Below are 25,450 nucleotides of genomic sequence, written 5' to 3' on the forward strand. Positions count from 1 at the left end.
TGTCAGGTGTTTGTAATTCTGGAGTATCTCAGCCCCCCAGCTCCACATCCACGCTGATGCTGGTGACAGTCACGGGGAGAGGCTGGTCGGTCTGGAGGATTAAGCTGCCCTTCTGGGTCCAGTTGGGCGTGGGTATCCGCATGGTCAGGCCGGAGATGAGCGCAGGGCCGGTGTCTTTCTTCTGGTAGGGATTGGGTGCTGACGGACCGGCGGCGGCACCCTGACCGTCCAGCCCGTGGAATGTCTTCCCTCCGTCTGTGGAGACGCTCAGTCCGGAGCTGTTGTAGAGCGAGGCATAGACCTTGCTGACCCGTTTGCGCCGGGCGAACTGTGGAGGATTTCCGAGATCCAGCGGCAGGGTGACGGCCCGTGCATGGATGGGCAGCCCGACCGTGACCACGCTGCCGGGCCGTGGCAGGGTGAGGGTGCCGTCATTCCCCACCGTCAGTCCCGTGAAGCCCCGCCCGTCAATGCAGGCTGACACGGTTGCCCCTGCCAGATGCCCCAGCCCGGAGACGGTGCCGGTTTCCTTCCCCTCATAGCGCAGGCCGCAGTCCACGAACCATGAGCGGGTGATGTCGTCATTCTCCATTCCCAGCTGGCGGGACTGGATGCGCTCGATGGTGTAGCTCTGCCGCCCGGCAAGGCTGCGCTTCACCACCACATAGGGCGTATCCTCGATGGCACCGTAGCCATTCTCCTCCGGCACGACCGCAACGGACTGGAAGGCACCGCCCTCCGTCCTGTGCTGGTGCCATGCCATGACGTTCTGTTCCTTCAGGTATGTCATGCCGAGCATCGTGCCGTCAGACCGCACGGCCCAGATCAGGTTGAAGGGGAACTGGGCGAAGGACCAGTCTGATATCGTGTAGCCATAGAAGAGATGGTCAGCCAGGACGGAGAGGTCATTGCCCTGATAGATCTGTGCGTACCAGTCATATTGCAGGTCACGAATATGGCTGCCCTTGTTCTCGATGAACAGCACGTCAGTATTGATGGGCAGGGGCTGCACGTCCGAGCTTCCCACGAACATCTGCGGTATGGCGGTGAAGTTGCTGGGCGTGATGGGCGTGCCGGTCTGGCCGCCGGAGATCTTCCAGATGCCCGTTCCGGTGAAGGCCAGAAGGTCGGCCATCGGCACCAGATGCTTGATTGTGTTGACCTGCTGGCTGGCGATGGTGGCCGTTATGGCATCATCGGAGACGACCGGCGTGTGGATGTCGAAATTGGTGTAGTTGGCAGAGCGGCTCATCCAGACGGTCTGGGGATAGGCGAGAGACCCGGCAAAGACACGCCTCTGCTGGAAATAGGTGACGGAAACCGGGTTGTTGCTGCCATCAAATGGATTGCGGTGGGCAGGCGGCCCATTCTCTGTATCGGGTGCATAGTTCACGTCATCAAAGCTGAGAGACGTGGTGTTGCCGATCAGCCCCCACTGTCCGGCAAAGCGGCGATAGACGTTGTAATAGTCCGCTCCCGTCACGGCAGGCCATGAGAGCGTGTTGTAGTTCCCGTAATTCGTGTAGTAGCCGATGTTGTAGTTGGTCACGAACCTGCCGACCTCGACCGGTACCTGCGACGTGACCGTACTGGTCCTGCCAGTCACAGGGTCAGTGACGGTCTTGGTCTGGGTGGTCATTTCCGTCTGGGACGGCGCCAACGTGGCGTTGCTCTCCGTGTTCCTCTCATTGGAGACGGAGGTGACGGCATATTCATACGTCACCTTTGATACGCTGGTTGCCGTGCCCGTATTGCCAGCATTTCCTTCCACGGCAGAGGCCACGAGTGCAGAAGGGGCCTCTATCCCGGCACTGTAGGAGATCACATCCAGCGTCCAGTCCAGCTCCCCATGGCGGGAGAGGTTCATGGCCGGATAGCCGGAATGGGTCAGGGTCATCACGTCGGCAGACTGTGCATGGCGCAGCCAGAAGGCATCCCCGATGCTGTAAGGCGTGGCCAGTTCGTAGGGGCTGCCATCAGTATTGGCGAGATAGGCCCCGTTGCTGATGAAGCGGAGATAGCGGTCGCCAAACTCCAGCACATAGGACTGGGTATTGTTGTAGATGAAGGCGATCAGCTTCGGTGGGGGACCTGAGGCATCGGCCTTTGACGTGCCGACATACTGTGTGCCGGGGCGGTTTGAGATGCCGCCCTGCACATGCACGAAGAAATTGGTCAGCTCGGCGGCACCGGAATGCCATTTCTCCATGTCGGCCCTGTATCCGACCAATGGAGCCATCACGCCGCCGCTGAAGGAGCTGAACCATGTCAGGCCGACCTGCGGGCCAGAAGGAGACTGTGACATCAGGGTCTCCATCCGTAGAGGCTGACATCCTGCCCGGGAAAGACGACCCAGACCCGGTGCACACCTGTCGGAGACTGGATGATCTGTGTCTGGCTGCTGTCGACATTCCCGCCCTTTGACTGTGGCACGGTCAGCCTGGCCAGCACGGGTCCGTCCTGACTGTCGAGACGGAACTCCATCACCCCGCCATGCTGGCTGTATGTGACGGCGGCCAGGGATGAGACGCCCTGTCCGAAGTCGATGCCATCCCAGTAGATGCCCCTGCCACAGCAGCCATGCACGGTTGCGGCCACACGCCCTCCCATGCCGTTGGGTGACCATGAGGGGGTACCGCCCCGGATGAGGTCACTGGCCGTGCCGTCCAGCGTCCAGTCCGTCCGGTTTTTCAGGGTGTTGCCCTCGACCCACGCAATGCCGCTGGTCTTGAGGGACGGAATGGTGAACGTGGCCGTGTAGACGGGGTTGCCGAATCCGTCACTGCCGGACGTGCCCACGCTGTAGGAGAGGGGCTGCGGGAAACCATGATTGTAGTCCGGTGCGGCATACCATGCCTGCCCGGTCGGCCTGCCGCCATAGAGCTGCATGGTGATCCGGATGTTTTTCTGCTCGACCGGGCTGTGGGTTCCATCCGGGTCGTCGATGCGGTTGTCCTTCAGCCCGACCAGATTGGTCAGGGAGACACCTTCCGCCACGCCGGCCCTATCCCACGGGTGATAATAGACTTTCCCGGCATTGCCATCGGATGCCCCGATGTTCTGGCCGGAGCTGTCCGAGATGAAGACGATGTCCGGCGTGTCCACGGAATGGCCCCGCAGCAGGTCCCGGAAGGCGACGAACCAGTTGTAGTAATCCGCCATGAACTGCTGGAGGTCGGCTCCCATTTTCAGGGTAGGGCGGGAGAAGAAGGGTCCGGGGATGAGGTGGTCGATGTCCCCCAGTATCAGCTCCGACGCCCCCGAGACGGCGACCTGCCCCAGAAGGAGCTCGATGCCGGGACTGCTGGCCGGGCAGACCTTCTGGCCACCGTCATCCTCCGGGTTGCAGAAAGGCACGGTGTCGCCACTCAGGGCCTTGTCCGGTTCCAGGGATCCGCTCATGACCTGCTGGGGGTAATAGGCGACGATGAGGGGACGGCTGGTCCATTCATGCGCCTGCTCCATCAGCCCGTTGAAGGAGGGGAAATAGGCATTGTCTCCGAACTCCGGGTGAGGCTCGACATAGAGGTTGCAGCTGTTGCCCCGCACGGCCTCGTCCTGAAGGTTCCATGTGGATACCTGGTTGATGTCCGTGCAGACGCCCGTTGCAGCCTGGACCTGATTGGCGAAGTCGGCGAGGTAGCTGCCGAAATCGTCGATCAGGCGGCCTTTTGCGTCATGGGCGGGCATGCCCGGATCTCCGAGCGTGTCCAGATGGACCCCGTCAAAGCCCCAGCCCTTCATGGCGGCGAGATACTGGCTGGTGATCCATTTCTGCCAGCGGCCATTGGCCGGGTTTTCCTGCACGATCCCGTCGATGGCCCATCCCCAGTCTTTCCAGTTGCCGCCGATGCTGATCTGGTCGGCGGACGTGCAGGTGCCTTTCAGGCCGCACCGGTTCCGGAAGGCACCCATGCCGATGGTGACGTTGGGGTTCCGGGAAGGCCAGTCCGCATAGGCTCCGTTCCAGAGGGTATAGAGCTGGGAGAAGATGCCATGTCGGCGGAAGGCCCCGACCAGCCCGGCCGTTTCCTCACGGGTGACGGTGACGTTCTGGAGGTTCCGCCATGAGGCGGCGTCGGTGTAGGGGGCATCATGGCGGGATCCCCAGTCATAGAACTGGACGATGTTGATGTGATACTGCGCCATGTTGCGGGCGACGGCTTCGTAATCGGTGACGGACTGCATGGCCTGCGGATCGACGAAGCCCTCGATGGGGTCATCCTGGGCATGGTTGGCCACGTTGATGGCCCCGCTTGCGACATCGACCGGGTCTGAGGAAGAGCTTCCCGTCCCTGTGCACATGGCGTACCCGCTGTCGGAAGCCTGGAGGGCATTGATGGAGAGCTGGTAACCGTTGGCCACGAGGGATGGCACAGTGATGGTGAAGCTGCTGGTCTGGCTGGCCCCGTCCGGGATGCTGACATTGTGGGCGTCGATGGCCAGCAGATGGCCACGGGAGCATGTTGTGAGGTTGAGCTTGCCGTTGAAATCGGCTCCCGTGGTGTTGGTCATCTCGATGCTGATGGTGGCCCTGTCTCCGGGCTGATAGAAGGCCCGGTCATCAATCACCTTCCTGATGAGGGGGCCGCTCAGGATACCGGCATGGGCGGACCCGGCCATGCCCAGCAGCAGGGCCGTGGCGGTCAGTGTCTTTTTCATCAGTCTTCATCCTCAATCTGATACCAGCCGGACAGGCTGATGGAGGCGGCATCCTCCACGTCACGGTCCGTCACGGCGTTGGTCGGCTCACCGGTGTCCTGTCCTTTGAAAGAGAAAGTTGATGGAGCAAGTATCTCAAGTTTGAAAGACGGTATACTGATACTATGTGTAGTCTAAATTTTATAAATGAGAATCTCAACAAAAGAGTAAAATTTATTAAATAAATAAGCTACAACTTAAAGTGTGTACGAAATACCTTATCGAGCCAAGGTACGCTAATAGCATAGTTATGCTCTTCAGTTCGATAATGATGAAGTAAATGGTGTCTTTTCCAAAGAGAAAAAGGAAAACGTTTCATTTGAAAGTTATGTGTTGCAAAATGTACAGAATCATAAAAAATATAACCAAGATAAAAACCTAAAAAGAGAGCACTCCCTAAACCAATTTTCAATAAAAAGACAAAAAGGGCCCAAATGACCAAACCAACGGGAAGGGTTACTATGACAGGCATCAAAGTACGATAAGGGTGATTGGGCTGAATGTGATGATTGCCATGGAAAATATAAACAAGACGTTGTATCATCTTTCTTTCACTTGAAAAGTGAAAGATAAAACGATGGAGTGTATATTCTGTCAAAAGCCAGATAAACAAACCATAGACTATATATAGTATGGTATGCCAAAAGTGCACATTGTATTCTACTGTTATAGTTAACACTATGCTTTCAAATACAAAACAACAACACAGGAAGGTCCGAAAGGAGATAAATGTCAAAGACTCCATCCAATCCTGACGAAAAATTCGAACGGGAGGAGCTTTTTTTGAAAGCTTATGATGTGGAATCGAAGGCTGTGTTGGATCGGCTGTTCTAATAAGTCTGGAAGAAGATTCTGACATGACTACACTGCTCCAAACCGGCAACATCGACGATTATTAGCTACTTTTAGGATCGAAAGCTTACGCTCTTTGCGAGAATCCCGTCATAGGAAAACAGACTAATCCAACCCTGCGTACTACCCAGAGTGACCTTCAATACCATATTTCAGATTCTTAACGAACACCATATAGACCAATAGTGGCGGCCTGTCCCATGAATGTGCCTATCAACATATCTATCTTGTAAATTGCATCCGTAGCAGCATCAGCAATCAAAATAGCATCATGATCCTTCATAGGAATTTTCTGAGCCAAGAAATATTGCGTAGGGTTCAGCATATCAATTTCATAAATGACTGGAGCTGAGTGCTCACCTTCCTTGATGGGTACCCCGAGACGACGACAAATTTCTGCATCTTCGTAGCGGATTAAGTAGACGGCATTTCCATCCGCTCTATTATCGGCTGGTCCGCCAATTCGAGCAATGGCTCCCGCTAAGCTTAGATTAGCTGTTCCAAACTGTACTTCGTTCCTTTGCTGGGTTTGTCCAACAGCTCCAAAAGCAGTGAAGGTACGCGGTTGATAGATAACACGGATGCGGTCACCAGGATCAGCTCTAATATCTTCCTCAGGATGATCCTCAAGAGTTGCTAAATCAGTTGCGCCAATCTTGCCTTGTCGAACCAATTCCACCTGTGAATCTTTTGGTGGGTACTTGGCCCCTCCAGCGATAGCGATCACATCTGACAAATGTTCATTCGCTAGAGAAAGAACGACACGACCTGGTCGCAATATCTCTCCCGAAACTATTACAGTATTCCCTATATCATTCTGAATACGGACCATAACCTGTGGATCTTGAGATTTGTCTTTTAGATGACTTTGGATAATCATTGCCACTTGGCTTGGAGTTTTCCCCAAAACATTCATTCTCCCAACATATGGTACCATTATTGTACCATCTCCTTCCACTTGAGTTGGAGGGAGATTTTGCGATGAAATACGAGGTGCTGCGCCAATTACACTCTCACCATTGGAGCTGGTGCCGCTTACACTTCTGTCGGATGAAGAAAAGAGACCATTTCCTAGTTCGAATATAGTAATCCCCAAAATGTCTCCTGCGCCGATGTGGTCATTAAGAGAAACTCTAAGATTGCTTTTATCTAATGTCGAGATTAGTGGACGCACCTGGGAGGCGAGTATGTCGGCGATTTCGGGTGTTACGGGAAACAATCTATAATGAAGGGCCGTCGTATTGGCAGAAGATTTAGTATACTGGTGGACCTGTTTTTGTGTTGGGCTGGAGCGTGGAACCCAGCTGCAGCTGGCCAAAAGCAAAGCTGCCAAACCAGTTGTACCTCTGAAAAGCAACGCAGATGCTCTTACGTTATGAGCGAACGCTTTTCTACACGAGGAAAACCGGATCATTTTATCGTCCTGATGATGATAATTCTAAAAAGATGCCCCGTTCTTATCCATTTTTTATAAACGATGCAAGCCCAGCATGTATCGTCGGCATATAGGGAAGACCATATTAAGAGTGGTATTTTTGTAGGAAGCTTGACGAGTAAAGATTGGCATTGGTAAGAGCGTGCTGGCTCCCGTCGGGATGAGTTCTGTGCGGATGATTGGGGAGGGCAGGAGATTGGGTGATACGGCTTCAGAGGTTGAAAGTGAGGGACGGATGATTTCTTCTCAGGAGAGAAACATTGAGCTGTCATCTGGATCTGCAAAATCAACAATCCGATACTTAGGTGAGTATGTGGTAAATGGGCTCATCATGAAGGTGCCAAGGTGGTTCCGCAAGCAATGGATGTTTTCTGTCGTTGTTTTGTTCCCAACCTTGCTGGTTGCTTCTTATTTGTGGTTTTTTGCCTCCCCCCAGTATGTTTCAGAAACACATTTTTTGGTACGTGGAAAATCATTAAATAGTTCAGGGTTTGGTGGAATGGTTGGTCTTTTGGAGGCTAATCATGGAGGTACGCAGGACACGTATGCTGTTCAAGATTATATGATGTCGCGTGATGCGCTGCGTATGCTGATTCAGAAGGTTGATCTAAGGGCTGTTTTTTCCCGGTCATATGCGGATTTTTTGGCTAAATTTCCTTCTATAGTTACCCGCAATGATTTTGAGAGCTTCTACTCTTTTTATTTAACACATGTGAAAGCCCAAATTGATGAGGAGACTGGGATTTCACATTTAAAGGTTCGCACGTTCTCAGCTGAAGACTCGCAAAAGGTGGCGCAAGCTCTCTTGGATGCTGGTGAAAAACTTGTCAATGAGATGAACGATCGGCAGCGCTATAATACTTTACACGCTGTACAGTCGGAGCTTGACGTAACCTTGAAGGAACTGCACGAGACGGAGATGCAGTTGGCGGCTTATCGGTATAGCAATGAAACAATTGATCCAATGAAGCAGGCTGTTCCTATGATGGGAACAGCTCTTTCTTTAGAAGCAACGCTTTCCATGATGGAAGCCGAAAAAAAACAACTGGATCTTACGGCGCCGCATAGCCCTTTGAGGAAGGTATATGCCCAGCGGATTGCATCAATTCAAACGCAAATGAAAAATGCCCAGGCTCATATAACTGGTCATGAGATGAATTCTGGGTCGTTGGTACCTAAATTGCTTGGTTATGATGAACTGGCAGTCAAAAAAACGATAATTGAGAAAAAATTGGCAGCAGAGACGACGGCCTTGGAAATGGCGAAGGCTCAAGCGGATCGTCAAATGTTGTATGTCACGGTTGTAGCTCAACCCAGTCTGCCAGATTATGCTGCTTATCCACGAACTGCTGTGTTTATTGTGTTGACCTTCATAACGATGCTGATTTTTTATGTTATTGGGTCTCTTCTTGTCTCAGGTGCGAAAGAGCATACTCTTCAGTGAGAGAAAAATGGTTAATAAGAAGGTACGAAGCGCTAAAAAACATGTCAATTTGACATTGTCTCAGTCCATTTTAACGCAGTTGCGTGTGATTTATGCGTTAATTATGCGAGAAACGTTAACAAGGTATGGTCGTGAGAATATAGGATTTCTTTGGGTGGTGGGAGAACCTATTCTTTTTTGCGGAGGGGTGACAATTATGTGGACACTTGTTCGTCCTTCGCATGAGCATGGTCTTCGGATGACTGCTATGGTTGTTACGGGATATGTTCCTTTGGTACTTTTTCGGCATGCTGTTGTTAGATCAACGAAAGCTTATGCTGTTAATTCAAGCTTGCTTTATCATAGGTTGGTAACTCCTCTAGATATCATTACTGCACGTATTACTTTGGAAGTGATAGGTGTCATGATGGCTGCTATCCTTGTTCTCTGCGGTGCTGTTTCATTGGGGTACATGGAACTCCCAGAGGATTGGGCTTTAACACTTTCTGGGTTTGGATTTGTTGTTTTTTTTACTTATGGTATTTCGTTTATATTTTCCTATTTGACTGAACGTTCTGATTTGTTGGAGAAAACGGTTAGTGTTTTGACATATCTTGCCCTGCCGTGGACTGGGGCTTTTGTGATGATTGATTGGATCCCTCCAAAATATAGGTGGGTTCTTGAATATACCTCTCCTATAGCCAATGGAATTGAAATGATGAGGTCTGGATTTTTTGGTTCTAAAGTTGTTCCACATTATTCTATATGCTTTATGACTTATACGTCTTTACTTACGTTTATGGTTGGGTTGTATCTTTGTTTAAGAGTTAGACCTCATATAGAGTTATCGTAATATGGAGGCGAAGTTGATGGGTAAGTTGATATGTCAAGATCTTTCGAAAGCTTATCATGTTGGAAAAAAAAGAAGACTCATCTTAGATCGTGTAAATTTAGAGGTTAATTATGGAGATAGGCTGGGAATATTGGGACGAAATGGAGCAGGAAAATCTACTTTAATTAAGATGATTGGTGGAATTGAAAAGCCGACTAGTGGAACAATTCATTATGGGATGACGGTTTCATGGCCGTTGGCTTTTGGAGGGGCTTTCCAAGGTAGTCTTTCTGGGCATGATAACTTGCGTTTTATTTGTCGTGTTTATCATTTAGATTATGAAGAAACCTTGGATTATGTGCAAGGCTTTGCCCAGTTAGGTAGACAGTTTTATGATCCTGTAAAAACATATTCATCAGGTATGCATGCGCGATTGGCTTTTTCGCTTTCTCTGGCGATAGAATTTGACTGTTATTTGATTGATGAAGTAATTATGGTTGGAGATGCACGTTTTGCGCAAAGGTGTGAAGATGAGCTTTTTGCAAAACGTGCGGATAGGACACTCTTAATTGTTTCGCATAATACTGATTTTATTAAGCATACCTGCAATAGGGCCGCTCTGATTCATGACAAGAAGGTATTTCTCTCTTCTTCTGTTGACGAGGGAATTGAAAAATATTACAATTTATGAAAACTTGCTGAGGTGAGCGTTAATGAAAGCACATAAAATAGAAGCTGTTCATCAAATTTTAATTCTTGACAAGGAAAGCGGGAAACTTCCTGATTTCGTGAAAAATAATAGACGAGCGATCAAAAAGATATATCCGAAGGCAAAATATAGGCTGTGGAATGATAGGACGATTAGAAAATTTTTGAAGAAAAATTTTTCTACTTCTGTCTTTGAGGCCTATGAGACGTTATGTCCATATGCTTATAAAGCAGATCTTGTTAAATATGCTTTGTTGTATGTTTATGGAGGGTTGTGTGTTGATATTGGTGTCTTGTTGTTAAAGCCTTGGAATATACCTTTCTCTAAGGATGTTGCGGCCTTTAAGGAGCCTTCTTTTATTTCTCCGAGTTGGTCGGCAATTCAAACTGGCCTTTTGTGGGCGTTGCCTCGACGGGAAGAATTCCGTTTGGCAATTGATCTCATAGTGGAAAACTGTCGTAAAAAATATTACGGCTTCAATCCGTTGTATCCGACAGGTCCGGTTTTGTTGGGAAAGGTCTTTTTGTCTGTTATGGCTTCTAGGAAGGATACTTTAGAAGCAGATAGTCAGTATGTAAGTCAGACACGTTGCGTTACTGCGGAGGCTGATATTATTAATATGACGTACGTATCAAGAGAGGGTATCGTTGTAGCGATTCGGAATAAGAAAACAGGTGGAGATTTGAAGGAGATAGGTCTCAAAAATTCTAATAATTATAATGAGTTTTGGCATACACGGCAGGTTTATGCTGAAAATCCTATGATATGGAATTCAGATGATCCTCTTATATTTGTAAAAGGTGGATTGAGTAAAACGGAAAGCGGGCAGATTATTTCCTTAGATAGGAAGGAGGGTATGACGTATGGGCCATACGTTTCTCTCCCAAAAGGGAGATATAGATTCTCTATTGTCTTTGAGGAGGAAAGTTTTTTTGATGAAATAAAGTTATCTATAGTGTCTAATTATTCTGAAATAGATCACCATTCTATTGTTTTTTCCTGTGATGAGCTTGTCTCCAATGTTTTTTCCTATACGTTTGATGTCGAGGAACTGTGGCGGAAGGTGGAATTTAAAATTTATACGCCAAATGGTTTTTTTGGGGGGATAAAGAAAATTCTAATAGAGAATCAAGAGAGGTCTTTTCCTCCCCTTCCAGGAGAAAAGGGGGTATCCTCTGGACTTTTAGGTGGTTTTTTTAAATTTGTGAGAGGAATTTAAAATGTCAAATGAGTTTCATGAAATAAAATATCTTCATCAAATATTTATTGTTGATGACTTTGTCTTGCCCCGTAGTTTTTCTCCTACTATTCAGCATCATATTGATGTAGCTCGTTCATTATATCCTCAAGCCGCATATAAAATGTGGTCTGGCAATGAAATAAGAGAATTTATTAAACGTCATTTTTCAAAAGATGTTTTGAAAGCTTTTGATACCTTAACGCCTTATGCCTATAAAAGTGATTTGGCTAGATATTGTCTAATGTATATTTACGGTGGGTTATATTTTGATCTTTCTATATACATGCTAAATAGATGGCAGATTCCGAGACAGTGTGGTGTAGCCGCTTTTTATGAAACATATGATGGAATGGAATGTTGGGCTAGTTTGCAAAATAGCCTTTTATGGTCTTTACCTAAACGCAAGGAGTGGAAGGTACTTATTGAAAAAATTGTAAATAATTGTCGTAATAGATATTATGGTCCACATGATCATTATGTTACAGGCTCACCTCTTTTGGGACGTAGCTTTGCTACTGTTATTAGTGAGAATTCTAATATGTTGGATATCGACGATCAATATATTGGAGAAGTTAGATACATAACGCCTGAAAGGTTTGTGCAGAATGTTACTTTTGTAAGCCCTGATAGAAGGGTTGTCGCATTGAGAAACAAGAGCGTAGCGGGCAATATATCAGAATTGGGTGTTAAGGGAGCTAATAGTTACTGCCTTCTTTGGAAGCAAAAAAAAGTATTTGGAGAAAAGAATTATGAGTGGCTTGCTAGTGATCAGCATATTATTCCTATAGGGAATAAAAAAATAAAAAAGGAAAATGGGGTGATTTATGTTTCCCATGCTCGAGGAAGAGTTTTTTTTGGCCCATATGTTGATTTGCCTGCGGGTAGCTATAAGATAACTCTTAACTTCTTGCCGAATACCAAGTATAGACGTATTTTTTTAGATATTGCAACCGAAAATACGATATATAGAGAATATGATTTTGACTATGGCTTTGTAAGTGAGCACAATAAAGAAGTTTTTTTCTTTAATTTTGATTCTAATAAAAAATCCGTTGAATTTAGGATGAGTGCTTTTGGAGATTTTTTTGGAGGGGTAACGGGTATAGTTATTGAAGATAATTCCAATTATGTTTGGGATGCTAGACATCCTACTCTACGTCTGGCTGATGGAGGTAAGAAGGATGAGAATTCTATTCTTGTTACCAAAAAAGATCTTGGTAAGATTTTGTATGGCCCTCATGTTGATTTGGAAGCAGGATTTTATCGACTTAATATTAAATTCATTGAGGGAACAGTTTTTAAAAATCTAAAGATTGCAGTAACTGCTGCCTTTGCTCAGGAATCAATCGAAAATTTTGAAACCAGGTATCCCACTGAAGTGGAACGTTCTAACGAGACGTATGATTTTTTTCTATCTAAGAGGAAAGAATTTGTTGAGTTCGTATTGTATGTTGACGGGGATTTTCAAGGTGGAATTTCTCAACTCTCTCTTGAAAAGGTAAAGGCCGCCCCAGAGGAGAAACATGAAAAAAATAGTAAGTTTTCTTTCTTAAAATTTAGGACGAATCTATTTAGGTTTTCAGATTAGAAAAGGGGATGTTTTATGAAAATTGCGCCTAGAGTACTAGTTGATGGATTCAATTTAGCTCTTCCTAAAGGGACGGGGGTTGCTACTTACGGTCGCGTTCTCTCTAGGACATTAAGTAGTATGGGATTTAAGGTAAACGTACTATATGGACTAAATATCCCTAGGAGGTTGAATGAGAATTTACAGGAAGTTATGTTTTTTAACCAATTAGCTGCAGATATGCGATACAGGAGGCCTCGGCTGTATTCTCCTAGGTGGTGGCGACAAACGGCTTTCAATTTTTTGGGGCATAAAGCTGAGTTGATTAGATTTAATAATTGCGTGGAGGCACGATCCTTTGAGGAGCACATGCCTACGTTTGATTGTATTTTTAATATTCCTTTTATTTTCCAGATGGCAGCTGGTTTTTTTGAGAAAACTGGATGCTTTTTAAAAATAAAAAATACAATGAATCAAGATATAGTGCATTGGACGTATCCTTTACCTATTAAGGTTATTGGAGCAAAAAATATTTATACTATTCATGATATAGTTCCAATGAAGATGCCTTATACGACTTTAGATAATAAGATTTATTATTATAAATTAATGAATTCATTAGCTAATGAGGCTGATTATATCTGTACGGTTTCTGAATATTCTAAGGATACTATTGTTGATTTCTTTCCAAAGTTTCGAAATAAGATTTTCAACACATATCAATCGACACCATTTACTCTTTCTGATATCTCTTATGAACGGACAGAGCGAGAAATAAATAAACTATTTGGTATTTCTGATGGGGGGTACTTTATATATTTTGGCCAGCTTGAGCCTAAAAAAAATATCGGTCGTTTATTAGAAGCCTTCTTATTATCTGAAACTAATCGTCCTTTAGTATTGGTAGGATCTAATGGGTGGAAAGAAGAAGAGGAATTGAGATTTCTTGAGCAGGGAATTGCTATGGGGGTGATTATTCATATTCCATATGTTCCCGTTAAATTACTAAGGTCTTTAATACAACATGCACGTGCTGTATTATTCCCCTCCATATTTGAAGGTTTTGGTCTACCTATTTTGGAAGCCTTTAATTTAAAAACAGCTGTTCTCACCTCTAATACTGGAGCTTTGAAAGAAGTTGCTTCTGATGCAGCTCTATTGGTTGATCCATATGATGTTAATGCGATAAAAGCCGGAATCGAACGATTAGATAAAGATGATTTTCTTTGCAACTTATTAAAAGATAAGGGTAAGGAGCGTGCAGTTTATTTTGATGAAGAGAATTATAAAAAGAGGTTGTTGGAATTTTATAGTATAGTATTAGAAGGATAGCTTTTGATCTTTTCATAAAAAGAAGAAATATTTCTTTTATACAGGTTGGAAGAGAAGAATTTTGCTCTCTCTAATCCTGCCTTAATCATTCTTTTTTTGTCGTTCTTACTTAGCTGATCGAGTATATTTATGCAATTTGCCATCTCTACTATATTAGTAGCATCGCATAGCATGGCTGCATCACCGGAAATTTCTTCTGTAACACCTCCACGGCTAGTAAGAACTGGAACACCTAATGACATGGCTTCAATAATTGGAAGTCCAAATCCTTCTGCAAGGCTTGGAAAAAGAAGGGCTTTAGACTCTTGAAGAGTCCGTAACAGAGAGAAACGATTGCTCCATGGTAACCGAATTACTTGGCTACTTGAACCATACGGCTTATAATTCGGTCTATCATCTCCATCAGGACCAATTAAAATAAGTGGAGTTTTTGTTCCACTAAGAGCATGGGCCTCCAATAATCTTTCAATATTTTTTCGATGTTCAATGCGACCATAAAATACAAATGAATCAGCTGGAGCAATTCGGGGAGCATTCGATATAGAATTTCTTACTTGTTTACTAAATTCAACGGGTTGATATAGAGTCGTTATACGATCTGGATGCACAGAAAGTAAATTAATTATTTGATTTCGAACTGTTTCTGAAACGGCGACAAAATGGACAGGACTTTCTATTAAAGAAGATAAAATTCTACGGAACCGAGTAGGATCGATACCTGTTAAGGAAGGATGTGTAAGCGGAATTATATCATGAATTGTAACTACATTTTGACATCCTTCCATAAAAAGAGGAAGTGGATATGTCCAGTGCATTATGTCTGGTGGAGAAAGAGGGGTTAGTCTTAAAAGTCGCTTATGATATCGATAATGAAGATGTGCTACACGATAGAGGTCGTTTGCTAGGAAAGCATCTCCCCAGACGGATTGAAACATATTGCTTATTGTAGGAGCACGGGAAAGTAGAGCAGCGATTATGCGAGATACAATCGATAGGCTAGAATATCCCTCCACGCTTTCTAATAGCCACGCTGTACTATACCCAAGTTCTCTAGTTACATTACTATGATTGATTGCGTAATACTGAACGCCAGTCCCATTTCTACGTCCAATATTGCGTCCATCAAACCATATTGTCGAGTGGCTTCTGTGGGATGAAAGAAAAGAATTATCCATTATTTTTATTAGTCGTTTTGGGTTAGTGTGAGACAGTGAGAGAGAGTGAGAGCTACGCTCTGAGACCATGAAAAGGGAGACCATTTTTTAAGGCGCTCTTTTTGAGCCTGCCATAGAGGGCCGTATTGTGAAAAGTCGTCTATTATTTTTTCCCACTCTGTTGCATCAAGTGGAGACACATAGGATGGAATATTTTGGCCTATCTCACGTAATGCAGGAATGTTGGAGCAAATACTGGGCACTCCCAGACTCATAGCTTCTGTGAGCGGTAAACCATAACCCTCTGTAAAGCTTGGGAAAAGAAGACCGTTAGAATATCTTAATAAGGAGGCAACACATTCGTCAGAAAGACCACTTTCCTCTATAACAAGATTCTGCAAAGCTGGTGACCTTTCTAATAGGTCTAGAATATTTTCATTTTCCCATCCACGCTTACCAATAAGAATAAGATAGGGGACGGCCTCTTCCCCACGTTGCTGGACAAGGTAACGCCACAAATGGAGCAACAAAAGATGGTTTTTACGCGGTTCGATTGTACTGATATACACGAAATATGGCTTTTTATATTTATAATTTTTGCACTCTTGATTAGTATGATAGATGGCCTGCTTATGGACCCCATGTGGTGTTTTCCAAATAGGGATGCCATGGCGGTTTGCTTGGGAGAAAAATGGCTTTAATGATTCTCTCACAGAGTCAGTTGGTACAATTACAGCTCGAGCCAGTTCTATGACGCTATCCATACGGGCCTTGTGACGTATTTTTTCGCGAGGTCGTGAGTACTCTGGATATTCAATAGGAATAAGATCATGTACCATGGGTATGAAGTAGGATCCTGTCTTAGAAAGAAAATTTCTTATTATTTTTTTATGCATTAAATGATGGTGAGATACTAGAAAATAGAATTTTATACCATTAATATCAGGCAAAGAGTTAGGAAAAAACAAATATATTTTTAGTTTTTTTGCAATATTCTTTGCTTCCGCTATTTTCTCTTTGTGACCTAAATTCCATCCATTAAGTAAATTTGAGATAAACGTGGTAACAGTACTGCGTGGAAGTCTTCCAAGGCGTCCAGTTAAAGAAAGGGCGACAAAATAGGTTTGATCTTGATGATGTGTTAAAAGGTATTCAGCATAAGCGAGTTCAACTCGATCAATCCCCGTAGGAACTGCAGATCCTGCTCTTGAGAGCAAGCGTGATATGTCAAGAATAAATGAAATTGATGGTACTGTCATTTTATTGTACCCTTCTGCATGTGGAATAATTTTCCAAACGGGAAATGGTACTTAACGTCAGCTTTTCAAGACCTTCTTCAGAGAAGAAACCTCCAGGGATTAGGCATTGATCAATCAGCACACGACGAAAAGCCGCAAAGATGAGTGGGTCAGGTCGCTGGGGTGCCTGCCAGAAAGCTTTCAATGTCGATTGCGCAGTCAGTCCCGGCATGTCGTAAATGGCGTGACCCAAGGTAATGACAGGGACGTTATGAGCCAGAGCTAGGGTACCAGTCGTGCTGTTAACGGTTACGACCCCACGGGCATGACGCACAAGCCTGGCTATATCTCCAAGCTCCATGTAATCCACACGATTGCTGACACCATGCGCAGCAGCAAGTCGCTGGACAAGTTTCTTCCAGTCCTGCACACCATTGTCGAGCGGATGCTCTTTGATGACAAGACGCATCTCCAGTGGGGCATTTTTGGCAAAGGATACAAGAACTTCGGTGATGACTTCCGCCACACCTGAATAGGAAGAATGCAGGCGTAACTGGGCATCGGCATCCAGTTGCAGAGGGAGCAGCATGTAAGGCTTGGGCCCTTCAACCAGCCATTCAGTCAGTTCGTGACTGCGTTTTTGAGCCTTTTTACGGCGACAGAGGCGTCGCAACCACCCAACGCCTTCCACTAGGGGCGGCCAGGGGCGATAATCTGTCCAATGCGGGAAACGCCACTTCAGAAGAATGGTGGCCGCATTATAGGCCACGCCTTCCAGTGCACGACGTGGGAAGGAGGAGGGGACAGGCTCATGTGGGGCGGCAGGAGGCAGCTGGCTGGCACGCTGATAGTACCAGTCAGGGTCTTTGGGTAGCGTGGAATTACCGTTAACGCCACCAAGTTCCAGGGTGACCCAGTCTGGCCGAATATAGCCTTCCTCAAAAACATGGACGGCAATATTCATTTCACGGCAGATGAGGATGGCCTGCCGATGGAGTTCCCGGCAGTCACCAAACAGCAGCACGTCCGTGATGTGATGTTTTTGCAGGATATGCCCCAGAAAGGCGGGCCATGTCCCATAATTGCTGCGGAAGGCAATACCACCTCCCAGACGCCAGAAAAGCTCATCCCCTCCATTGAAGTTGATTTTCCACACATTATGCCCCCGTTTTTTCAGGGCACGGCCAACGGATTGGAAAAAAGGCCCCATGAGCCCCTGGAGCAGCAGGAAATTGCGTTTTGTTTTTGGGGGGATCTGGAGCGACATGGGCACAAGCGTGCTGGTCTCTGTCAGGCTCGGATCTTCAAAAAAATTGGATGGATATTCGGCGTGTTCCGTCTCTTCGGGAGGGTGGCCAGAATATGTTGTCTGGGTATTGTCAAGCATGAGGGGCCCGGCATGATGAAATGAAATGTGTGAAACAACGGCGTAGCTGGCCCTGCCTCTGCCGTAATTTCATGGCGTATGTTGGCTTCCAGAGCTCAGTCTTGCCAAAACAGTCAATCAGCTCCTCCACGTCACATCGCTGTTCTGTCTCTGGATTGATATAGAGCGGATACAGAATAAGGGCGATTGCAGCAAGGTCTGTTACATCCAGTTGACGCCCCCGGCGGGGAAGTGATGGTCCCAGATGTGTTGTCAGTCCCCAGCCAGCGTAAAAGGGGGCACCGTATGTTGTAACCTTTTTGCCACGTATCAGCGCCTCAAAACCTGTCAGGGATGTGAGGGTGTGTACCTCGTCAACATGTGTAAGGAGCTGGCTCATGCTGCCACTGCGGTCAATGCTGTTGGCGTAGGCAAGAATGGTTGCTTCGGAAAGATGACCGGAACGATGGCCGGCCTCCACATCAGGGTGGGGCCGATAGATGATCCATGCTCCAGGATTCCTGCGGCGAACCTCACGCAGCAGGGCGAGATTATCCGTAATCTTGCCTCCGCCTCTTACGACAGACAGATCTCCAGCAACCTGCCCCGGAACCAGAATGACCGGCCCCCCCTCAGGAGGCTCCATTTTGACGGGAGATGAATCAGGCGTAACGGCATATTTGGAAACATGAAGCGTTTTGAGGCGCTCCATGAGAGTATCGGCTCTTCCACGGAGGGCCGGTGCAACCTTGATATCCCTCAGCATGTCCTCCAGATCACTGGGGTGGGAGGGATCAACATAAGCGCCCTGGCTGTCCAGGATAATGGAGCATGGAGGCAGAAACCCGCTTCCCAGTCCCATGGACCGGATGAAGCCATCTTCCACGAAGAAGAGGGGCACCCGCATGGCATAAGCCTGTGCCTGCAGGGCTGGTGTGATGCGGTTTGCCCAAACAGCCAGTCCAGCATTCTTTTTCCGGGCATAGGCCAGAGCCCGACGGGACGACCAGAAAAACCGGATGGGGTCTCTTCCTTCAAGAAAAGAACGAATGCGGCGCTGTTTCCACCATGCTATTCCATGGCAGGCTACGACAGGCCTGATGGCTCTGGCTCCAGACGCAGGGACATGGCATGACATGGTGAAATGGGGCCTTTTCCATACCGGACAGGTGGTAGAAACACTAGCTTGTTATCAGGAAGTCTTTTTTTTGGGAAGAGAGGGGTGGTGAATATAATTTAATTTCCACGATTGAATAATAATTCGACCGATAAGTGGAGTTTATTGGCAAAATTTCCATTTCATTGATCAATCCATCCCTGAAATGTCCAGGGAAAACTTCATGAATCCGTGTATTCTGTCATTTATTTCGGAGTTTCAGTATCTTCAATGTCACATTACATTACAGAATTATGTTTGATGATTGTAGGGAGCCTTGTCATTGGAGAAGGTATCGACCTTTTTGTTCACCCTGTCCGTATTGTAAGAAAGCCCTCCCTGGTCCTTTTACGCTGTTTTCCAGTCATAATGGCAACCGGTATTTTTCTTTGCCTGACAGGTGTCATCTGGCTTTCCCTGCTGCTGAGTGCCATCCTGATGGGGCTTCTGGTAACGGCATCCAACCTGAAGCTGCGCCTGTTGAATGAACCTTTGGTTTTCACGGACTTTGCCCTGATCGATGCGTTCATGAAGCATCCACGTTTTTATCTTCAGGGCATTCCGCCTGCTGTGCGGTGTGTTGTCGTAGCTGGTGGTGCAGGGGTGCTCTACCTGCTTGCATGGGCTTCATCACTGTCTGTCGGGTTACGGCTGATGGGCTGTATCGAGGCAGTCGCCGTGGGACTATGCCTCTGGTGGCTCTTGGCACGGGGAAGTCGTTCCGATGAAACAGGGCCGGACGTGTGGCGGGATGTGCGTGAGGGAGGGCTGCTGCCAACACTGCTGCTTTATGCCTGGCGCTGCCATGAGCTGGCACCGCTACCCGTCAGGCCTGCCTTGTTGCGGACGGCTGCCGCACCAGAGTCTGTCATCGTCATCCAGTGTGAATCATTTGCCGATCCTGCGGAGCTGAAGAATGAGTGGTCGCCTCTGCCAGAGCTCGTCCGATGTCGGCAGGAAGCGGTACAATGGGGAAGGCTCCTGCCTAGCGGATTAGGTGCCTATACGATGCGTAGTGAATATGGGGTTCTGTGTGGCGATGATGAGGAGATGCTCTCATATCGCCGGTTTGATCCATTCCTGACAGCGGATCAGTCTCCGTCCCATGCCCTGCCGAATCGTCTGAAACATTTTTATGAAACGGCTCTTTTCCTGCATCCCTATGATCTGCGTTTTTATGGTCGGAATCGTCTGCTGCCCTTATGGGGGTTCAATGACGTCATCGGGCGGGAATGTTTTTCCGAGCAGGACAGGGTTGGCCCGTATGTAGGTGATGCTGCGCTAACAGCACGGCTGCTGACATATCTCCAGAAAAACGATCATTTTCTGGCCTACTGTGTGACAATCGAAAATCATGGTCCTTGGAAGAAAGGGCGGTTGGAGCAATCGAGTGGTGCAGAAGCGTGGCATCAGCACGTGCAGAATGGTGATGCCATGTTGCGGGAACTGCTTGCAGAGATCAAAGGGAGCGGGCGGGACATCATGCTGGTATTCTTTGGGGACCATCGTCCGGCGCTGGAAGCATTGCCTGCTGTTGAAGGACTGGAGAGGGGGACACCCTATGTCATACTGCGGCCCAATGGGCCAGAGGGAAGTCGCGTATCATCTGAGCCTGTAGATGTAACACCTGCCGAGCTCCATCGGAGCATTCTTCATCACGTCAGCTCCTGAAAAGATACGCTATAAAAAAAAGGGCGCCTGATGAAGAGGCGCCCTTCTTCTTTTCATATGCCAGAGAGGATTACTTGGCTTTCCCCTGGTTGGCGACAGCTGCTGCCTTGGCAGCAATTTCCTCGGCATCACCCAGATAGTAGTGCTTGACCGGCTTGAAGTTCTCATCGAACTCATAAACCAGCGGCACACCTGTAGGAATGTTCAGGTTCAGGATTTCATCTTCCGTCATGTTGTCCAGATATTTCACCAGAGCACGAAGGGAATTGCCGTGAGCAGCGATGATGACCTTCTCGCCCTTCTTGATGCGCGGCAGGATGGTCTTCTCCCAGTAGGGAATCACACGCTCAATGGTCAGGGCCAGACTTTCCGTGACGGGCAGCTCATCAGCACTCAGATGGGCATAACGCGGATCATGACCGGGGAAACGCTCATCGGAACGCTCCAGAGCAGGCGGCGTGACAGCAAAACCACGGCGCCACTGCTTGACCTGCTCATCGCCATATTTCTTGGCTGTTTCAGCCTTGTTGAGGCCCTGGAGAGCACCATAATGACGTTCATTCAGACGCCAGTTCTTCTCAACGGGCAGCCATGCCTGATCCACACCGTCCAGAATGTTCCAGAGTGTATGGATGGCACGCTTCAACACGGAGGTATAAGCGTAATCGAAGGAATAGCCTTCCTTGTGCAGCAACTGGCCGGCAGCTTTGGCTTCGCTGCGCCCTTTCTCTGACAGGTCGACGTCATACCAGCCAGTGAAGCGGTTTTCCTGGTTCCACTGGCTTTCCCCGTGACGAACCAGAACAAGCTTTGTTACGGCCATGATGATCTCCTTAATGTATAAGGTTTTAGCAACACTGGGAGATTGCGCCACTACAGCCTGAACTGCAAGGGCTCAGCCTCACTTCATGCCGTCTGTCAGAGCATAGCCGTTATGAGGCATGACAGGGACGGAGAGAAAAAGGCCACCCGCAGGGGATGGCCTTTGTTCTGATCGGGCATGGAAGGGATGATCAGGGGGTTCCCTGCTTCTTTTCCTGCTCTTCGGTAAAACGGCGAGCCTCTGATGAAACGGTCAGTGTCATGGTCAGACCGGCGGTCAGCAGATAGATGATGGCAAATGTCCAGATGACGTAGGCCATGCCGACGCCGAAAATCATTTCGCAGAGGGAAACAATGGCAGGCCCTACCCATGTCGACGCTCCAGCGCCCAGCCCGAGTATGGACAGCGCAGCGGCTTTCTCCCGTGGGCAGATCTGGGGCATAAGACCGGAGAGAGGAACGAAGGCAGCGATGGAGGCTCCATAAAGTATGCCCACAACCGCAGCCGCTGCGAAATTGCCCGGATACCAGAGGGGAACATAATAGAAGAGGGGAATGGTGATGAAGCCACCGATACCTCCAAAAACAGCCACGACGAAGCGGTAGCCCATTTTGTCCGCCACCATGCCTGAAATCAGATTGACGATGATGTTGCTCAAAAAGATGAGTGACAGCAGGTTGAGCCACTGCCCGAGCGTGAACCCCAGATGATCGACAAAAAAGCCGGGCATGATGGCCAGAAAGGCATATTCCGATGATGTATCAACCGTGCGGACAATACCGGCAATGAGAGTTTTGGGCTCACGCCAGATGATGCTGATGGAGCCCAGAAAGATCTGTCGGGCAGGAACATCGGCAGGTAGAAGACGGCGATTGCCGGTTGGCTCCCTTGTGAAAAGCAGGGCGATCAGTCCGCCGAGAACAACCAGCCCCAGAGAGCACCAGAAGGTGTTGATTTCACCGATGGCAGGAATCGCAAAACGGGCAAACTGGGAGCCGAGAGTAGGCAGGCCGGCAGAGAAAGAGAACCAGAACCAGCCGGCTGCCGCTCCAAGCATGGATGTTGGTGTCGCTGCAGCAATCCAGACCAGGAAACCATAGGCGAACAGCGGGTAGGCAAACCCGCGGAGAGCATAGAACGTCAATATCCATGTACTGTTGTTGGGGGTAAGCCCAAAAACAAGGAAGCAGACCTCCAGGACAGCCCATAGGACCAGACCGCTCCACATGACCTTTTTAGGTCCCATGAGATCGGATAGTGGCCCGGCAAACCAGGCGGCAATCATCACGGTGATGCCGTAAAAAGTGAAAAGCTCGTTGACGAAACTCTGGGGGTGGCCGGTGTGCAGCATGAACGTATCCAGGTATCCCGCCTCGACACCATCGCCGACCATGAAGAGAAGCTGTCCGACAAAGGCCCAGAACAGGGCGGCCGGTATGCCTATTTTTTCAACAAAGTGTGGTTTCTTGTCTGGCGTGCCTGCCATGAAATCTCTCCATTGGTTGGGGAGGGATGAAAAAAGCCAGTCCGTGGCGCTTCATTCCTCAATAGATGATTGACTGGCCTTACGAGAGTGCTCAGGCCCTTGAATTAGCGTCCGTACAGGAAGCGTTTTATTGGAGCCCTGAAATAGGAATTCAGTATGCCTGTCCAGACGCAGAAGTACGCTTCTGATATCATAAAGATGATTTTTTTTCAATTTTGTATATTCAGCGACCAGTTCTCCCTTATCGCCCGGGATATCTGGCGAATGGTAGAGATATTCCATGGTCGTGTCATGAATCACTTTCTGTTTTCGGTGAAACCTGAATTTTTTCATACCCATTTCGCTATCATTCTGAAAATCCTTCGAAAAAGAAAGGAGAGAATTAAGTTGCGAAAGAATGTCATTATCATTAGCGTCACAGGAGTGCAGCAGAATGGAAGGCGGGCTCCAGATGATTATATGCTCATGCAACGGATTGTCTGACAGGGACGTGCAGGCGGCCATTCAGGCCGGAGTTGTGAAAGTCTCCGAGGTTTACTCTGCCCGTAAGTGTCAGGTGAAATGCGGCAACTGTGTAAAGGGAGTCGCCTGCCTTCTGAAAGAAGCAAAGCGGAAAACCTGTCCCTGCCCGACAACTATGGCAATAGAGCAGGGGATGGCTGCACAGATAGCCAATGGTGATGACCCGATACAAAAAAAAGAAGCCTCCCTTTAAGAGAGGCTTCTTTCATCAGTCTGGCTTCTGACAGTGATCAGTGGCCGCTATTCTGGTCGGCGCTTTCAGAGTTCAGCGTAATGTAGCGTTCCAGGCCGATCTGCTTGATGAGGTCCAGCTGGGTGTCGATGAAGTCTTCATGGGCTTCTTCGTCAGCGAGGATGCGGAAGAGCAGGTCGCGGGACACGAAGTCACGGACGCTTTCGCAATAGGCGATGCCCTCGCGGATTTTCTCCAGAGCCAGAGCCTCGACCTTCAGATCACATTCCAGGATCTCTTTGACATTCTCGCCAATGTGCAGCGGGTTCAGATGCTGCAGGTTCGGCAGTCCACCCAGGAAGAGGATGCGCTCGATCAGCCAGTCGGCATGACGCATTTCTTCAATGGACTCTTCATATTCCTTCTTGCCCAGCTTGGTGACGCCCCAATGGTTCAGGGTGCGGGAATGAAGGAAGTACTGGTTGATGGCTGTCAGCTCATTGGCAAGCTGAGCATTGAGATATTCAATTACTTTCGGGTCTTTTGCGGCCATTTTTCTCTCCATCGCATGAAGTATGAACTGTAGGATTATCTCCAACGAAGGTCGGTATAGTCTTCAACTTTACGGATTGCAATATAAAAATTAAATTACGGTGTATTCGTACTTGATAATCATTATCAAAGAGACTTTATAAGAAAGATTATCAAAATCGCACGGTGAGTATTTCATGGTTTTTCTTGTCATTTCGATATATATTTAAAAATCCTGTTTATCCCATAAGTTTTTCTTTTCATTGCTCCTGATGCCCACACCCCCCATCTTGATACTGGGAACAGGATGGAATCGTTTGCTAAATCCTTATTGTTTGATATAAATGGAACATATTCCCACATAACTGAAGGATGGATGTCATGGATCTTCTCCACGTTCTGAAAACACGGTACACGACCAAGGCCTACGATGCGGCTCGCCGTATCCCGGAGGAGACAGTGCAGCAGCTGCTGGCAGCCCTGCGGTACAGCCCGTCTTCGGTCAATGCCCAGCCTTGGCATTTCATCATTGCCGATGATGATGCAGGCAAGCAGCGTCTGGCCAAGGCAACACCAGCTTCCGGGTCCCTGTTTTATAATCGGCCCAAGATCACGCAGGCCTCTCATGTAGTGGTTCTCTGCGCCCGCAATGAGCTGCCGGAATCTTATCTTGAGACAGTGCTCGACAAAGAAGAGCAGGACGGACGCTACGCTGATGCTGCGGCCCGTGAGCGTTTGGATACAGCCCGTGCCGGGTATGTCCAGCAGCATCTGGATGCTGGCGATGTCGCCCACTGGAACCAGAAACAGGTTTATCTGGCACAGGGCTTTCTGCTGCTTTCCGCGGGGCTGTTGGGTGTTGATGCAACACCAATTGAGGGCTTCCTGCCGGATGTCATTTCAGAAGAATTCGGCCTGAAAGAAAAAGGGCTGACACCTCTGGTCATTGTTGCGCTTGGCTATCATTCTGACAAAGATGCCAATGCGACATGCCCGAAATCCCGCCTGGCACCTGAGAGCATCTTTTCGAAGGCCTGAGCAACACAAGGCTTCACCGGGGGATTACGATCTTCCGGTGGGGTCTACAGGCATGTACTCGGAGCGCTGAACGGAAAGCAGATTTTCAAGGGGAAGTGGCGGAGAGAGAGGGATTCGAACCCTCGGTACGCTATTAACGTACACACGCTTTCCAAGCGTGCGCCTTAAGCCGCTCGGCCATCTCTCCGCAAGCGATGGGGGG

The 25,450-nt window shown here is 47.9% G+C and carries 22 protein-coding genes and 1 tRNA gene; 10 read left to right on the forward strand and 13 right to left on the reverse strand.

All coding sequences use genetic code 11. From position 1 onward, the window contains the following. Positions 1-28: 28 nt before the first annotated feature. Both DTQ13_RS08860 and DTQ13_RS08865 read right to left on the reverse strand, forming a co-directional pair. Positions 29-2,305, reverse strand: coding sequence for a hypothetical protein (locus tag DTQ13_RS08860; protein WP_248460610.1), 2,277 nt, complete (start codon positions 2,303-2,305; stop codon positions 29-31). After that, positions 2,305-4,662, reverse strand: a complete 2,358-nt coding sequence (locus DTQ13_RS08865) for a glycoside hydrolase family 66 protein (protein ID WP_248460568.1) — start codon at positions 4,660-4,662, stop codon at positions 2,305-2,307. Before DTQ13_RS08865 ends, DTQ13_RS08860 begins: the two co-directional genes overlap by 1 nt. Here DTQ13_RS08865 and DTQ13_RS09230 point away from each other — a divergent pair. Next, on the forward strand, positions 4,650-4,784 hold the full coding sequence (locus tag DTQ13_RS09230) for a hypothetical protein (protein ID WP_256462231.1): 135 nt from the start codon (positions 4,650-4,652) through the stop codon (positions 4,782-4,784). The genes DTQ13_RS08865 and DTQ13_RS09230 overlap by 13 nt on opposite strands. Before the next feature lie 107 nt (positions 4,785-4,891). Here DTQ13_RS09230 and DTQ13_RS08870 read toward each other — a convergent pair whose 3' ends face one another. Then, a complete protein-coding gene (locus DTQ13_RS08870; protein ID WP_248460611.1) occupies positions 4,892-5,560 on the reverse strand; it encodes a sterol desaturase family protein in 669 nt (222 codons plus the stop codon). Positions 5,561-5,713: 153 nt separating this feature from the next. Further along, positions 5,714-6,886: a polysaccharide biosynthesis/export family protein gene (locus DTQ13_RS08875; protein WP_248460612.1), complete on the reverse strand. Its 1,173-nt coding sequence runs from the start codon at positions 6,884-6,886 to the stop codon at positions 5,714-5,716. Between the two features lie 298 nt (positions 6,887-7,184). Here DTQ13_RS08875 and DTQ13_RS08880 point away from each other — a divergent pair, with 298 nt between their 5' ends. Genes DTQ13_RS08880 through DTQ13_RS08905 form a run of 6 tightly spaced genes read left to right on the forward strand, consistent with a single transcriptional unit; the run spans position 7,185 to position 14,091 of the window. Continuing rightward, positions 7,185-8,432, forward strand: a complete 1,248-nt coding sequence (locus tag DTQ13_RS08880; protein WP_192848173.1) for a capsule biosynthesis protein — start codon at positions 7,185-7,187, stop codon at positions 8,430-8,432. Positions 8,433-8,439: 7 nt separating this feature from the next. Continuing rightward, a complete protein-coding gene (locus tag DTQ13_RS08885) occupies positions 8,440-9,264 on the forward strand; it encodes an ABC transporter permease (protein WP_248460613.1) in 825 nt (274 codons plus the stop codon). A gap of 1 nt (position 9,265) precedes the next feature. Further along, the gene (locus DTQ13_RS08890; protein WP_284438450.1) at positions 9,266-9,934 is read left to right on the forward strand and encodes an ABC transporter ATP-binding protein; all 669 of its coding nucleotides are present in this window, start codon (positions 9,266-9,268) and stop codon (positions 9,932-9,934) included. Between the two features lie 22 nt (positions 9,935-9,956). Beyond that, complete coding sequence (locus DTQ13_RS08895; RefSeq protein WP_248460614.1) at positions 9,957-11,171, forward strand: glycosyltransferase family 32 protein; 1,215 nt, start codon at positions 9,957-9,959, stop codon at positions 11,169-11,171. A 1-nt stretch (position 11,172) separates the two neighbouring features. Beyond that, positions 11,173-12,780: a glycosyltransferase family 32 protein gene (locus DTQ13_RS08900; protein ID WP_248460615.1), complete on the forward strand. Its 1,608-nt coding sequence runs from the start codon at positions 11,173-11,175 to the stop codon at positions 12,778-12,780. 15 nt (positions 12,781-12,795) lie between these two features. Next, positions 12,796-14,091 (forward strand): glycosyltransferase family 1 protein, encoded by a 1,296-nt coding sequence (locus DTQ13_RS08905; protein WP_248460616.1) that lies wholly within the window; start codon positions 12,796-12,798, stop codon positions 14,089-14,091. Here the strand turns inward: DTQ13_RS08905 and DTQ13_RS08910 are convergent. The 4 genes from DTQ13_RS08910 to DTQ13_RS08925 form a co-directional block, all read right to left on the reverse strand. Further along, positions 14,067-15,026 carry a glycosyltransferase family 1 protein gene (locus tag DTQ13_RS08910; RefSeq protein WP_248460617.1) on the reverse strand — a complete coding sequence of 320 codons (960 nt, stop codon included), beginning with the start codon at positions 15,024-15,026 and terminating at the stop codon, positions 14,067-14,069. The genes DTQ13_RS08905 and DTQ13_RS08910 overlap by 25 nt on opposite strands. Before the next feature lie 248 nt (positions 15,027-15,274). Then, the gene (locus DTQ13_RS08915; protein WP_248460618.1) at positions 15,275-16,504 is read right to left on the reverse strand and encodes a glycosyltransferase family 1 protein; all 1,230 of its coding nucleotides are present in this window, start codon (positions 16,502-16,504) and stop codon (positions 15,275-15,277) included. Position 16,505: 1 nt separating this feature from the next. After that, positions 16,506-17,870, reverse strand: a complete 1,365-nt coding sequence (locus DTQ13_RS08920) for a capsule biosynthesis protein (RefSeq protein WP_408863027.1) — start codon at positions 17,868-17,870, stop codon at positions 16,506-16,508. After that, positions 17,863-18,987, reverse strand: a complete 1,125-nt coding sequence (locus tag DTQ13_RS08925; RefSeq protein WP_248460619.1) for a hypothetical protein — start codon at positions 18,985-18,987, stop codon at positions 17,863-17,865. Before DTQ13_RS08925 ends, DTQ13_RS08920 begins: the two co-directional genes overlap by 8 nt. Before the next feature lie 387 nt (positions 18,988-19,374). Between DTQ13_RS08925 and DTQ13_RS08930 the strand changes: the two genes are divergently transcribed. Further along, positions 19,375-20,676, forward strand: a complete 1,302-nt coding sequence (locus tag DTQ13_RS08930; RefSeq protein ID WP_248460620.1) for an LTA synthase family protein — start codon at positions 19,375-19,377, stop codon at positions 20,674-20,676. 70 nt (positions 20,677-20,746) lie between these two features. On the opposite strand, the gene gpmA is transcribed toward DTQ13_RS08930, so the two are convergent. The 3 genes from gpmA to DTQ13_RS08945 all read right to left on the reverse strand — a co-directional run bounded on the left by gpmA (position 20,747) and on the right by DTQ13_RS08945 (position 23,489). Further along, a complete protein-coding gene (gene gpmA / locus DTQ13_RS08935; RefSeq protein WP_081563131.1) occupies positions 20,747-21,499 on the reverse strand; it encodes a 2,3-diphosphoglycerate-dependent phosphoglycerate mutase in 753 nt (250 codons plus the stop codon). Between the two features lie 190 nt (positions 21,500-21,689). Further along, positions 21,690-22,985, reverse strand: coding sequence for an MFS transporter (locus tag DTQ13_RS08940; RefSeq protein ID WP_081563132.1), 1,296 nt, complete (start codon positions 22,983-22,985; stop codon positions 21,690-21,692). Between the two features lie 51 nt (positions 22,986-23,036). Next, positions 23,037-23,489 (reverse strand): hypothetical protein, encoded by a 453-nt coding sequence (locus DTQ13_RS08945; protein ID WP_248460621.1) that lies wholly within the window; start codon positions 23,487-23,489, stop codon positions 23,037-23,039. On the opposite strand from DTQ13_RS08945, the gene DTQ13_RS09255 reads away from it, so the two are divergent. Beyond that, on the forward strand, positions 23,437-23,700 hold the full coding sequence (locus tag DTQ13_RS09255) for a (2Fe-2S)-binding protein (RefSeq protein WP_227431460.1): 264 nt from the start codon (positions 23,437-23,439) through the stop codon (positions 23,698-23,700). The genes DTQ13_RS08945 and DTQ13_RS09255 overlap by 53 nt on opposite strands. Before the next feature lie 37 nt (positions 23,701-23,737). Here the strand turns inward: DTQ13_RS09255 and bfr are convergent, their stop codons facing one another. Then, positions 23,738-24,232, reverse strand: coding sequence for a bacterioferritin (gene bfr, locus DTQ13_RS08950; protein WP_081563135.1), 495 nt, complete (start codon positions 24,230-24,232; stop codon positions 23,738-23,740). A gap of 359 nt (positions 24,233-24,591) precedes the next feature. On the opposite strand from bfr, the gene nfsB reads away from it, so the two are divergent. Next, positions 24,592-25,248 (forward strand): oxygen-insensitive NAD(P)H nitroreductase, encoded by a 657-nt coding sequence (gene nfsB, locus DTQ13_RS08955; protein ID WP_192848184.1) that lies wholly within the window; start codon positions 24,592-24,594, stop codon positions 25,246-25,248. Between the two features lie 96 nt (positions 25,249-25,344). Here nfsB and DTQ13_RS08960 read toward each other — a convergent pair. Continuing rightward, a tRNA-Ser gene (locus tag DTQ13_RS08960) sits at positions 25,345-25,435 on the reverse strand. Positions 25,436-25,450 lie beyond the last annotated feature (15 nt).

Source organism: Parasaccharibacter sp. TMW 2.1888 (genome assembly GCF_023167265.1).
GTDB lineage: Bacteria > Pseudomonadota > Alphaproteobacteria > Acetobacterales > Acetobacteraceae > Bombella > Bombella apis.